14 protein-coding genes and 1 other RNA gene are annotated in these 12,961 nt (G+C 32.6%); 14 read left to right on the forward strand and 1 reads right to left on the reverse strand.

From position 1 onward, the window contains the following. The first annotated feature begins 105 nt into the window (after nucleotides 1-105). The 11 genes from rlmN to bsh all read left to right on the forward strand — a co-directional run bounded on the left by rlmN (nucleotide 106) and on the right by bsh (nucleotide 10,283). Complete coding sequence (rlmN, locus tag IKZ35_01475; protein MBR4892636.1) at nucleotides 106-1,131, forward strand: 23S rRNA (adenine(2503)-C(2))-methyltransferase RlmN; 1,026 nt, start codon at nucleotides 106-108, stop codon at nucleotides 1,129-1,131. Continuing rightward, complete coding sequence (locus tag IKZ35_01480; GenBank protein MBR4892637.1) at nucleotides 1,132-1,860, forward strand: Stp1/IreP family PP2C-type Ser/Thr phosphatase; 729 nt, start codon at nucleotides 1,132-1,134, stop codon at nucleotides 1,858-1,860. Further along, nucleotides 1,860-3,875: a Stk1 family PASTA domain-containing Ser/Thr kinase gene (gene pknB / locus IKZ35_01485; protein ID MBR4892638.1), complete on the forward strand. Its 2,016-nt coding sequence runs from the start codon at nucleotides 1,860-1,862 to the stop codon at nucleotides 3,873-3,875. The genes IKZ35_01480 and pknB overlap by 1 nt, the downstream gene beginning before the upstream one ends. 11 nt (nucleotides 3,876-3,886) lie before the next feature. Then, nucleotides 3,887-4,762 carry a ribosome small subunit-dependent GTPase A gene (rsgA, locus tag IKZ35_01490; protein MBR4892639.1) on the forward strand — a complete coding sequence of 292 codons (876 nt, stop codon included), beginning with the start codon at nucleotides 3,887-3,889 and terminating at the stop codon, nucleotides 4,760-4,762. After that, on the forward strand, nucleotides 4,762-5,394 hold the full coding sequence (gene rpe, locus IKZ35_01495; protein ID MBR4892640.1) for a ribulose-phosphate 3-epimerase: 633 nt from the start codon (nucleotides 4,762-4,764) through the stop codon (nucleotides 5,392-5,394). The genes rsgA and rpe overlap by 1 nt, the downstream gene beginning before the upstream one ends. Beyond that, nucleotides 5,391-6,005: a thiamine diphosphokinase gene (locus tag IKZ35_01500; protein ID MBR4892641.1), complete on the forward strand. Its 615-nt coding sequence runs from the start codon at nucleotides 5,391-5,393 to the stop codon at nucleotides 6,003-6,005. The genes rpe and IKZ35_01500 overlap by 4 nt, the downstream gene beginning before the upstream one ends. A 4-nt stretch (nucleotides 6,006-6,009) precedes the next feature. Beyond that, nucleotides 6,010-6,828, forward strand: a complete 819-nt coding sequence (locus tag IKZ35_01505) for an undecaprenyl-diphosphate phosphatase (protein MBR4892642.1) — start codon at nucleotides 6,010-6,012, stop codon at nucleotides 6,826-6,828. A 98-nt stretch (nucleotides 6,829-6,926) separates the two neighbouring features. Continuing rightward, complete coding sequence (locus IKZ35_01510) at nucleotides 6,927-7,664, forward strand: transporter substrate-binding domain-containing protein (GenBank protein MBR4892643.1); 738 nt, start codon at nucleotides 6,927-6,929, stop codon at nucleotides 7,662-7,664. 102 nt (nucleotides 7,665-7,766) lie between these two features. After that, nucleotides 7,767-8,480 carry an amino acid ABC transporter permease gene (locus tag IKZ35_01515; GenBank protein ID MBR4892644.1) on the forward strand — a complete coding sequence of 238 codons (714 nt, stop codon included), beginning with the start codon at nucleotides 7,767-7,769 and terminating at the stop codon, nucleotides 8,478-8,480. A 7-nt stretch (nucleotides 8,481-8,487) separates the two neighbouring features. Next, on the forward strand, nucleotides 8,488-9,216 hold the full coding sequence (locus IKZ35_01520; protein ID MBR4892645.1) for an amino acid ABC transporter ATP-binding protein: 729 nt from the start codon (nucleotides 8,488-8,490) through the stop codon (nucleotides 9,214-9,216). A 92-nt stretch (nucleotides 9,217-9,308) separates the two neighbouring features. After that, entirely contained in the window at nucleotides 9,309-10,283 is a 975-nt protein-coding gene (gene bsh / locus IKZ35_01525) for a choloylglycine hydrolase (GenBank protein MBR4892646.1), read from the forward strand. Here bsh and IKZ35_01530 read toward each other — a convergent pair. After that, entirely contained in the window at nucleotides 10,269-11,333 is a 1,065-nt protein-coding gene (locus IKZ35_01530) for a hypothetical protein (GenBank protein MBR4892647.1), read from the reverse strand. The genes bsh and IKZ35_01530 overlap by 15 nt on opposite strands. Nucleotides 11,334-11,449: 116 nt before the next feature. Here IKZ35_01530 and trxA point away from each other — a divergent pair, with 116 nt between their 5' ends. The 3 genes from trxA (at nucleotide 11,450) to ssrA (ending at nucleotide 12,604) form a co-directional block, all read left to right on the forward strand. Continuing rightward, on the forward strand, nucleotides 11,450-11,776 hold the full coding sequence (gene trxA, locus IKZ35_01535; GenBank protein ID MBR4892648.1) for a thioredoxin: 327 nt from the start codon (nucleotides 11,450-11,452) through the stop codon (nucleotides 11,774-11,776). Between the two features lie 28 nt (nucleotides 11,777-11,804). Then, nucleotides 11,805-12,254, forward strand: coding sequence for an SsrA-binding protein SmpB (gene smpB / locus IKZ35_01540; protein MBR4892649.1), 450 nt, complete (start codon nucleotides 11,805-11,807; stop codon nucleotides 12,252-12,254). A gap of 8 nt (nucleotides 12,255-12,262) precedes the next feature. Continuing rightward, nucleotides 12,263-12,604, forward strand: a transfer-messenger RNA (tmRNA) gene (gene ssrA / locus IKZ35_01545). Nucleotides 12,605-12,961: the final 357 nt, after the last annotated feature.

Raw genomic sequence — 12,961 nt, forward strand, 5'->3', positions numbered from 1 at the left:
GTTAAATTTATTATACTATATATCTTTATATATTTCTATATAAATTTAAAAAAACTTGCTTTTTTAGTTGTAATAGACTATAATTAAGGTTGGATTGGAGTTGTTATTTTGCTTAAAAATATTAAAGATTTTACATTAGAGGAATTAACTGAATATTTTGCGACAATAGGCCAACCGAAATTTAAGGCTGCTCAGTGTTTTAAATGGTTGTCCCAAGGGGTTTCAGACTTTTCTTTGATGACTGATTTAAGTAAAGATTTAAGGCAATATCTTAGCGAAAATTTCTATGTTGCCACACCGAAAATTGTAAGAAAACAGGTGTCTAAAGATAAGACAGTTAAATACCTTTTTGAATTTTACGACGGTTCTTTGGCAGAAACAGTTGTCATGACATATAAACATGGTATATCTGCCTGCCTGTCAACTCAGATAGGCTGTAATATGGGCTGTAAATTTTGCGCTTCAACTCTCGGAGGCAAAGAAAGAGATTTAACGGGCGGAGAAATACTTGACCAGGTGCTTGCCGCGTCAAAAGACCTTAATGTTAGAATTTCCCATATAGTTTTAATGGGAATGGGAGAACCTCTTGATAATTATGATAATGTTTTAACCTTTTTAAAAAATGTTTCCAATCCTAAAGGGCTTAATTTATCACTAAGGCATATTTCATTATCAACCTGTGGGCTGGTTCCCAAAATTAATAAGTTAAAGGAAGAGAAACTGCCGATTACATTATCAGTTTCTTTACATGCCCCAACCGATGAAAAAAGAAATACTATTATGCCGGTTAACAAAAAATACAATATTCAAACATTATTGGAAGCCTTAAGGGAATATACTGATTATACGGGCAGACGAATTTCGTTTGAATATACGCTTATTAAAAATTTCAACGATTCGTATGAAGATGCTAAAGAGTTATCTAAACTCTTAAAAGGAATGTTGGCGCATGTTAATCTTATTCCTGTTAACGAAGTTACTGAAACAGGGTTTAAAAAGCCAGAGAATGTTAACAGATTTAAAGACTGGTTAATATCATTTGGTATAAACGCAACTGTAAGGAGAGAGTTGGGTTCGGATATTGACGCTGCGTGCGGTCAGTTAAGAAAAAAAGAAAAGGGGATGTCGTAAATGGATTACGGTTATAAAACGGATACAGGCAGAATCCGTGAAATAAATGAAGACAGGTATTTATTCGTTAACGAAGAAGACTATGTGCTTCTTGCCGTTGCAGACGGTATGGGAGGCCATAATGCGGGAGATATCGCAAGTCAACTTGTTATCGATGAAGTTTTAAAATATAATCTTAATCAGGGCTTTTTTGAAAACACAGTTGAAAATATCAAACTGTGTATAGAAGGTGTTAATGAAAAGGTGTATAACTATTCAGTAGCACAACCTGGCTGCCACGGAATGGGAACAACTCTTACCATGGCAGTTATAATAAAAAACAAAGTGTTCTTTGCAAATGTAGGGGATAGCCGCGGATATATAATAGGCGAAGATATAGAAAAAATCACTACCGACCATTCCTATGTGGAAGAACTGCTTTTGTCAGGAAAAATAACAAAAGAAGAAGCAAATAATCATCCTAATAAAAATCAGATTACAAGAGCAATAGGAACGTCAAAATATGTTGAGGCAGATATTTTTGCAGTTGATAAGAATGACGAAGACATAGTTCTTTTATGCACAGACGGTTTTTCCAATATGCTTTCTGATAATGATATTTTACAGGAGTTAAAAAACAAACTGTCGCTTCAGGAATCTATCGATAAACTTGTTGTTAAAGCAAATGAAAACGGTGGTTCTGACAACATCACAGTTTTATGTTATGTTGAGAAGGAGGGTGTTAGATAATGATTGGTAAAATTTTAGGAGACAGATACGAAATATTAGAAGAAATCGGCAATGGCGGTATGGCTGTTGTATATAAAGCAAAATGCCGTAAATTAAACAGAGTTGTTGCAATCAAGGTTTTAAAAGACGAATATAAGGTAGACGAAGAGTTTGTAAAGAAATTTAACCGTGAATCTCAGGCGGCAGCAAGTTTAACACATCCTAATATAGTTTCAGTATTTGATGTGGGGCATGATGACGATATATACTATATAGTTATGGAACTTGTTGAAGGTATTACTTTAAAGGAATACATAAAAGACAACCAGAAAATGAACTGGAGAACTGCGCTTAAGTTTTCCATGCAGATATGTTCAGCACTTGCTCATGCGCATCGTAACGGAATAATTCACAGGGATATAAAACCTTTAAATATAATCTTATCCAAAGAAGAAAACTGTAAGGTAACTGATTTTGGTATCGCCTGTGTTGCCAATATGAACGAAACAAGAAAAGTAGACGAGGGAATTATAGGCTCTGTCCACTATATATCTCCTGAACAGGCAAAGGGAATTATTACAGATGAGAGAAGTGATATTTATTCTCTTGGTATCACAATGTATGAAATGCTTACAGGAGTTCTTCCTTTTGACGGGGATAACGCAGTTTCAGTTGCAGTAATGCAGATAAATGCAGAGCCAAAACCGATAAAAGATATAAATATTGCAGTTCCTTTGTCCTTTGTAGAGATTGTTAAGAAGGCAATGAATAAAGATATCAATCTAAGATATCAGTCAGCAAACGAAATGTATAAAGATTTATATGCATTATCAAATGAGCCTGATGTTTTTGTTGTAGAAAAAGAAGAGCCTAAGGAAGATATGGGTGAAACAAAAATAATCTCCAAAGAAGAAGTGGAAGAAATAAAAAATAAATCAAACGATGAACCCCGTGAAATTGTTATTCCGCTAAAAAAAGAAAATGCGGAAGAAAAATTACCGGATAATGAAGAAAATGAAGAGGAAGAAGAAACTTCAGTTAAAGGTTTTATAAAAAACTTTGTGCAGTCGGATAACAAAAAAGATAAAATTGCAATAATAGTAGCAATTATTATATCTTTACTTATGATAGGAACTGTTATAACAATTTCTGTGGGAGTGCTTTTACCAAACGGAATAATAAGTTCAAAAGGCGAAAATTTTGAAATTCCTTATTTAGTTGGCAAGCAACTCGAAGAAGTGAAAAAACAGTATGAAAATAAAGACTTTACTATTGTTGTAGACCACGAAGAAATTAACGACGAATACAAAAAAGGCGTTATAATATCTCAGAGTACTGGCAAAGGTATGGAGGTTAAACTTCCTTATACCATTCATGTTACAGTTTCAAAAGGGTCTAAAGAATTAACAATAGAAAACTTAAGGGGTCAGGAAGTTAAACAAGCTAAAATGCTTATAAAAGATAAAGGTCTTGTATGTGTTGAATATACAGAGTTCAGCGATGAAGTTGAAAAAGATTATGTAATAAAACAGCATCCGTTACCTGATACACCTGTTGCCTTGGGCGATGATATATTTATAACTGTGAGCAAAGGCCCAAGAACTGTTCCTTATTTACTGGGTATGACAAAAGAAGAAGCCCAGGAAGCACTTAAGGAATATGAACTCATTTTAGGAAATGTAAGAGAAGAAGAAAATGATGCGCCCGAAGGTAAAATAATAGAGCAGGGAATAGAAGCGGGTACGGAAATTAAAAAGGATACAAAGGTTTCAATCGTTATAAGCAAAGGCAAAAAGACAACTGAATCTGACAGGCCATCTGTAAATAACGATTTAAGAGAGTATGTATTTACTCATGACGTTGAAATTACAGATGATCCTATTGTTGTTGAAATTAAGATGAACGATGAAACAATATTCAAAGAAAAGATTACATCTTCTAAAACTATTTCAAAAACAATAAAAGGAAAAGGCGAAAATTACATTGCAGTTTATTATGACGGTGTAATAAGAAAAACTAAGAAAATAAATATTTAAGAGGTGTCTTTTTGACAGAAGGAATTATTATAAAAGGCATTGGCGGGTTTTACTATGTAAAGACACAAGAGAGTGTATATACATGTAAGGCTAAAGGAAGTTTCAGAAAAAGCAGTATTATTCCCTATGTGGGGGATAAGGTGGAAATAAGAATTGTTGACGAAGATAAAAAAGAAGGTTTCATAGAAGAAATCAAAGAAAGAAAAAACGCTCTTATCCGTCCGCCTGTCGCAAATATTGACAGAATGATTATAATCTCTGCAGTAGCCGAACCTGAGCCGGATGCAACATTCATTGATAAAATGATTGCCATATGTGAATTTAATAATATAGAGCCTGTTTTATGCTTTAATAAAATCGATTTGAAAAAGAATGAAGAGTTTATTGATAACTATAAAAAAATCGGGTATAAGGTTATAAAAACAAGCGCTAAGAATAATATTGGAACAGACGAGGTTAAAGATTTATTAACAGACGGTATAACATCTGTCGCAGGGTTTTCAGGGGTTGGGAAATCAAGCCTTTTAAGTTTTGCAGTTAATAAAAAATTAGAAACAGGCGCTGTAAGCGATAAACTCTTAAGAGGGAAGCACACAACCCGTCATGTTGAACTTTTTGAAATAGAAGAAGGAAAGTTCTTTGCCGATACTCCAGGGTTTTCAGGTCTATTTATTGATATGATAAGGAAAGAGGAGTTGGCAGACCTTTTTATAGACTTTAAAGAGTATTCCAACTTATGCCAGTTTAAAGACTGTACTCATACAAAGGAAAAAGGATGTGCAGTTATTGAGGCAGTAAAAAGAGGAGATATTATAAAGTCAAGGCATGATAATTACATTGAGTTTTATGATAAATTAAAACTGATTAACGATTGGGAGAGAAAATAATGATTAAAATTTCGCCATCTTTACTTGCTGCAGATTTTTCTGATTTGAAAAATGAAATAAAGGATATACAAACAGCAGACTATGTCCACTTAGATATTATGGACGGTCAGTTTGTTCCGAATATTTCGTTTGGAGCACCTGTTGTAAAAGCACTAAGGAAACATTCTGATTTAGTATTTGATGTTCATCTTATGATAAAAAATCCGAATAAATATATAGAAGATTTTGTTAAAGCAGGAGCAGATATTATAACATTCCATGTTGAAGCAGATGATGATGTGGATGAAACTTTGGATAAAATAAAAAGTTTCGGTATAAAATGCGGGATAGTATTATCCCCTGATACCGAAGCCGAGGCAGTAATACCATATCTTGATAAAGTTGATATGATTCTTCTTATGTCGGTTTATCCAGGTTTTGGAGGGCAGAAATATATGCCCCGCATAGCCGAAAAATTAAAAAAGGTAAAAGAATATATCGGCACAAGAGATATTGACTTAGAAATTGACGGTGGAATTGGCGAAGCAAATATAGATGAGGTTATTAACGCAGGTGCGAATGTAATAGTAGCGGGAACATCAGTGTTCGGTAAGGAAGACAGGGCAAACGCCATAAAAGGTTTAAGAAGATGATTACATATATTTTTGGTGCATCAGATATTTTAGATTATTCATATCTTAAAAAGTTGGACTTTACAGGATGCTTTATTATATGTGCAGACGGTGGAGTAAAACACGCAAAAAGATTAAATCTTGTCCCTGATGTTATAATAGGCGATTTTGATTCCTCTAAAATATTGGAGTATAAAAATAAAATTGTTTATCCAAAAGAAAAGGATGACACCGATTTGGCTCTTGCGATAAATTATGCATCGGAAAACGGGTTTTGTAAATGTGTGGGTATCGGTTGTTTAGGTAATAGATTAGACCATACTTTTGCGAATATTTTTCTTATTAAATATGCAGCCGATAAGAATGTCGATTTGGAACTTATTGACGATAAAACAAGAGTCTTTCTTGTTTTAGATAAAAAGAAAATAGAAAAAGAAGATTTTAAATATGTTTCTATTTTTTCTGTTTCCCCAAAATGTGAGGGCGTTACTTTAAAAGGTTTTAAATATACATTAAATAACCATACCTTATCTTGTGATTATCCTCTTGGGATAAGTAATGTATTATTAGAAAATACAGGAGAAATCAGTATAAAGAGCGGCGCATTGGTTGTAATGGCAGTGAAGGAGTAAAATAATGAATATTATCGAATTATTAAAAGTATTACTTATAGGTATAGTTGAGGGGATAACCGAGTGGCTTCCTATATCGAGTACAGGGCATATGATACTTGTTGACGAATTTATAAAATTAAGTGTATCGGAGGAATTTAAAGAACTGTTCTTTGTTGTTATCCAGTTGGGAGCAATTCTTGCAGTTGTATTTTTATACATTAAAAAACTTTTCCCTGTAAAAAAAGAAAATGGGAAAATTATTATGAATAATAATACAATAGTTTTATGGTTTAAAATAATTGTTTCATGTATCCCTGCTGCGATTATCGGTCTTTTATTTGATGAAAAAATAGACCAGATTTTTTATAATTCATATGTTGTATCACTGATGCTTATTATCTATGGTGTGTTATTTATTCTTATCGAAAAAAAGAATAGAAATATTACAACCGTAAGCCTTGATAATTTAAGTTATAAAACTGCATTTTGCATAGGTCTTTTTCAGGTGTTATCCTTAATACCTGGAACTTCAAGGTCAGGTGCAACAATTCTTGGCGCAATACTTCTGGGAACATCAAGAGAGGTTGCTGCTGAGTTTACCTTTTTCCTTGCAATTCCTGTAATGCTCGGTGCAAGTTTACTTAAAATTTTAAAATTCGGCTTTGTGTTTTCTTCTATGGAAATAACAATACTTATCACAGGCCTTGTAATAGCGTTTGTAACATCTGTTATTGCAATTAAATTTTTGGTAAGTTATATAAAGAAGAATGACTTTAATGCTTTTGGCTGGTACAGAATAATTCTTGGAATGATTGTTCTTCTTTTCTTTATGATAAGATAATTATTTTAAAAATTTTAATAAAAACTCTTGAAAAATAAAAATAATAATGATATAATATACAAAAAAATTCATAATTATTAATCTTGGAGGGGTTAAAAATGAAAAAACTAATCACATTATTACTTGCAGTTATGATGATCATAACATTATTTGCAGGTTGCACAACAGGTAAAGACGACACAGTATTAACAATGGCAACAAGTGCAGACTTTGAACCATATGAATATTATGAAAACGACGAAATCGTTGGTATTGATATTGATATTATGAATGCAGTTTGCGAAAAAATCGGTATGACTCTTAAACCTGAAGATATGAGTTTTGACTCAGTTATCGGTGCTACACAGACAGGTAAAACTGATATTGCTATGAGTGGTATCACAATCACAGAAGACAGAAAGAATATGATTAACTTCACAATTCCTTATACTTCAACAACTCAGTCAATCATCGTAGCAAAAGACGGTGCAATTGCTAAAAAAACTGACTTAGAAGGCAAAAAAATCGGTGTTCAGATTAACACAACAGGTGATACACAGGTTACAGAAGAATTCGGCGATGCTGCTGTAGAACGTTTCCAGAACGGTGCTCTTGCAGTAGAAAGCCTTAAAAACAATAAAATTGACTGCGTAGTTATCGACGGTGAAGTTGCAAAAGCACTTGTAAATGCAAATGAAGGATTAGAAATTATTGCTGACGCATACTCAATCGAAGAATATGCTATCGCTATTGCAAAAGAAAATACAGAACTTCTTGAAAAAATCAACGGTGCTTTAGAAGAACTTCTAAAAGACGGCACAATTGATGGAATTATAAAAAAATATATTAAAGAATAATCTTTTGATATAAAATTAATTATCAAACGTGTAAAGAGGCGGGTTTGAATCTGCCTCTTTTACAATGCATATTAAAATTAATGTTGAAAGGAATTTACTAAGATGACATTTAAGGAAAGGTTTTTTCTTAATTTTATAAAAGATTCGCGTTGGCATTATCTTACAGATGGTCTTATAGTAACTCTTGAGGTTACATTCTTTGCAGTACTTATTGGTATTTTAATTGGTGTCATAGTTGCAGCCATACGTTCAACACACGATAAGATTATAGAACGCGTAAGGTCAAAATTCGGAAAACTTATTCTTAAGTTTTTTAATACAATTGCCAACATTTATCTTACAGTAATAAGAGGTACTCCTGTTACTGTTCAACTTATGATAGCGTATTACATAATATTTGTTGCATCTAACAATAAAGTTCTTGTTGCTGTACTTGCATTTGGTATTAACTCAGGTGCTTATGTTGCAGAAATAGTACGTTCAGGTATTATGAGTATTGACGAAGGACAAACAGAAGCCGGAAGAAGCCTTGGATTCAATTATGTGCAGACAATGTTTTACATTGTGCTTCCACAGGCATTTAAAAATGTGCTTCCTGCTCTTGCCAACGAATTTATCGTATTACTTAAAGAAACATCAGTCAGCGGTTACGTTGCGCTTCAGGATCTTACCCGTGGTGGAGATATTATCCGTGGCAGAACATACGATGCATTTTTCCCATTGCTTGCAGTAGCAGGTATTTATCTTGTTATGGTAATAGGCTTTACTAAACTTGTATCCCTTCTTGAAAGGAGACTTCGTAAGAGTGAACGATAATAATATAATTATAAAAACCGAGAATCTTTGTAAATTCTACAAAGGTGAAGATATCAAAGCACTTTATAATGTAAGTGCTGAAATTAAAGAAGGCGAAGTAGTTGTTGTAATCGGCCCATCAGGTTCAGGGAAATCAACTTTTCTTCGTTCACTTAACTTGCTTGAAGAACCTACTTCGGGAAAAATCATATTTGACGGAAATGAAATAACTGACCCTGAGGTAGATATAAATCTTCACCGTCAGAAAATGGGAATGGTTTTTCAGCATTTTAATTTATTCCCTCATATGACAGTTCTTAAGAATATGACAATTGCTCCTATGAAACTTCTTAAATTATCTAAAAAAGAAGCAGAAGAAAGAGCAATAGAACTTCTTAATAAAGTTGGTTTAGCAGACAGGAAAGACTCTTATCCTGCTCAACTTTCAGGTGGCCAGAAACAAAGGGTTGCCATTGTAAGAGCATTATGTATGAATCCTGAAGTAATGCTTTTTGATGAGCCAACAAGTGCATTGGACCCTGAAATGGTAGGAGAAGTTTTAGAGGTTATGAAAAATCTTGCCAAAGAGGGAATGACAATGGTTGTTGTAACTCACGAAATGGGCTTTGCAAAAGAAGTTGCCTCCCGTGTGATTTTCTTTGATGAAGGTCAGATAATAGAAGAGGGCGACCCGAACACTATTTTTGATAATCCTAAAACACAAAGAATGCAGAACTTCCTAAAAAAAGTTTTATAATGAATTTTAAAAATACTTCAATTTATTAAAATTGAAGTATTTTTTAGTTTAACAGTGTAAAAAATAATAATAAATTTTTTAAGGAGTTTATTATGTGTACTGCATTATCTTATAAAACCAATTTTCATTATTTCGGAAGAAATCTTGACTATGAGCATTCATTTGGAGAAAAAGTAATAATCACGCCGAGAAATTATCCTATAAGTTTTAAATGTATGGATAAACTTAACTTTCATTATGCATTTATCGGCATAGGTATAGTAGAAGATAATTTCCCTTTGTATTTTGATTTAACCAATGAAAAAGGGCTTTCTGTTGCAGGGCTTAATTTCCCGAATAATGCATATTATAGCGACTATTGTGATCAAAAAATAAATTTAGCACCGTATGAAATGCCTCTTTATATATTAAGTAAATGCTCTGATGTGTATGAAGCAAATAACTTATTAAGAGATATAAACCTTATTAAAAAGCCTTTTAATATGAAACATTGTCTGACGCCTCTACACTTTATCTTTTCTGATAAAAATAAATCAATAGTGTATGAAACCACAAAAGAGGGCAACTTTGTTTATGAAAACGAATTAGGTGTCTTAACCAATAACCCTACCTTTAATATGCAAAAAGAAAATCTTGTAAATTATCTTAACCTATCCCCTAAAGAGCCTGTAAATTTGTTTTCAGATAAAATAGACCTTGTTCCCTCAAGCAGAGGTATGGGAGCGATAGGTCTTCCTGGCGATTTATCCTCATCTTCAAGATTTGTAAGGGCAGCATTTACAAAACTTAATTCGCCTGTAACATTAAGCGACGAAGAGGGTATAACACAATTTTTCCATATTTTAAATTCAGTGTATCAGACAAAAGGCTCTGTATGCCTTTCTGATAACCTGTATGAAAATACAATCTATTCTTCCTGTTGTAATACCGATGAGGGTATATACTATTATACAACCTATAATAATTCAAGAATAACACGAATAGATATGTATAAGGAAAATCTTGAAGGGGATAATCTTATAACTTATAATATGATAAATCATCAGGATATCTTATGTGGAAATTGATTTTAATAACTCTCTGTTAAATGAATTCAACTTATCGTAATTCATTGCCTTTTTATAATATTCTTCAAGTAAATCATGAAGAATTTTTGCCTTTCTTATATTATTAACTGAATAGTTTATCAATGTATCAATTAAGCCCCTGTCCGATTCAAGTGTTTGTGTGTCAACAGAGGATAAATTGTATAAATATTCTGTGTTAATATTAATACCGTTTGAATAATTATGATATTTATTAGAAGTTACAATTGAAGTGTCAAGTTCAGGGATAATAATATGTTCAACCTTTAAATCAGGAAACATCGGGCAATAAAAAGTCTTAATAGAAAATTGGTCTAAAATAAGCCTTGTTCTTAAATTTTTGAGTATTTTATAACTTAAATCGCCGATTTCAGAATTTATAATATAAATGTATTTTGTTTTGATTGATTCATTTAAAAAATTAACCAGTCCGTTAGGCGTTACAGCAGATAAGAACAGTTTTTGCTCATTATAGCCTTTTCCAGTCCTGCTGTTTGTTATTTTGTTGTATAAGTTTTTGGTTAAATCAAAGAATTTAACTTTATCTAAGACTTTCTCATATTGAAAGTTTAAGTTATTATATATCTCTTTAACTGCCCTAAGATAACTATAAGAAGTTTTAAAAGTATCGCTTATCCTGTCTGATAAATCAATTATTTCATTTTTATATGGTTTTAATTTATCATAATCAAGGTAATCTGCAAGGTTAATAAGTTCGTAGAGTACACCTGGATAAACAGGGTCAATAATATGCGGACTTGTTCCGTCAACAAATAAATATTCCCTGTCCTTTATGTATACTCCGTCTAAAGAACGAGGGTCGGAAGAGCAGTGATAGTAATAAACAACGCTGTTATTCTTTTCAAATAAACTGCCTATTTCTTTCATAAGCGTAGATTTTCCTACACCTGGTCCGCCCTTTATTGTATAGATTTTTTTTAATGTATTTTTATTTGTTATCTCGGAGTAATAACTGAAAAAACCGTTTGCAGTATTTCCTCCTGGGAAGAAACGGTATGTTGAATTATTCATATTTTTCACCTCATAATTAGTTTATGCATCAGAAAGAGATGAATATATTATTTTTCCAAAAAATATTTGAAAATATTTAAAATTATGTTATAATTAAAAAAAGGAGTGTATTTATTATGGCAAGTGAAAAAACAATAAAAATAACTAAAGCAAATTTTAATGAGTATATGAATTCAGATTTACCAGTTTTAATTGATTTCTGGGCTTCGTGGTGCGGTCCTTGCAGAATGCTTGGCCCTGTAATTGACGAAGTGGCAAATAATTACGATGGTAAACTTATCGTTGGAAAAGTTAATGTGGACGAAGAGCCTGAACTTGCATCTGAATTTAAAATTATGACTATTCCGACTGTTTTTATTTTAAAGAATAAAAATGTTGTTGCAAAATTAAACGGTGCAGTTCCTTATGAAAAAATGGAAGATTTTATTGATAGCAATATTTAATTTTTTATGTTAGAATTGGAGTAGCAAAATGGCAGTTAAAAGTATCTCTAAAAACAAAAAAGCATGGCATGAATATTTTATAATAGAAGAGTTTGAAGCAGGGATAGAACTTGTCGGAACTGAGGTTAAATCTATAAGAAAAGGCTCTGTCAATCTTAAAGATTCCTATGTCGATGTAAAAAACGGCGAGGCTTTTATTATTGGTATGCATGTAAGCCCATATGAAAACGGAAATATTTTTAACCGTGATCCACTAAGAGTGAGAAAACTTTTGCTTCATAAAAAAGAAATTTTTAAACTGATGGGCAAATTAACGGAGGACGGCTTAACAGTTGTTCCTCTTGAAATTTACCTTTCAGATAAATGGGTTAAATTAAAAATTGCACTTGCAAAAGGTAAAAAACTGTATGATAAAAGAGATGCAGATGCTGAGAGAAGTGCAAAGCGAAATATGGAAAGAGCCCTTAAAAACTACTGATATATTATGGGGATGTATCGGTTTCGACGGGGGTTTTGAAGTACGGGTAGCGAGTAGTTTTGAGCATAACTTAAAAAGCTTAAATTTTTAAATATAAAAGCTAATAACGAATTAGTTGCTGCCTAATTAAGGCAGTCGTCTTACCTGTGAGTACCACGGCACAGGATAGGGCGTCAATTAGTGGTGAACGTGAGTATGCAATGCTTTGAGCATACCATGAATAATTAAGCAACCGAACTGTATATGTTTTCTTGTGGACTGTGCAGTAAGGATCTGACCACAAGATACACTCGTAGAAGCCTTTATGAATGAACTTTCGGACAGGAGTTCGACTCTCCTCATCTCCACCAGAAAAAAGCATCAATCTTGATACAAGATTGATGCTTTTTTCAACTAAATCCGTCTGTCGACGGGATAAATCCACTTCGTGGATGAAATCTGCTTCGCAGATAAAATCGCCTTCGGCGAATAAAGACGGATTTAATTTCATTAAAGCAGTAATGCTTTGATTTCATCCAAACTTGTTTGGATTTCATCGTGCAAAGCACGATTTCATTATACTTATAATTTCTTTTCTTAAGTAGAGTTTTTTAACAACCAAAACACCAACTCATTCTTTTATTTTTGACTTTTTAAAAGTTTTATTGTATAATAAATTTAAAATAACATATGAAGTAGAGAGGAGTGTTTAAAATGTCAAATATCTG

It is taken from the genome of Clostridia bacterium (assembly GCA_017554615.1).
In the GTDB taxonomy this organism is placed as follows: Bacteria; Bacillota; Clostridia; order UMGS1840; family HGM11507; genus SIG450.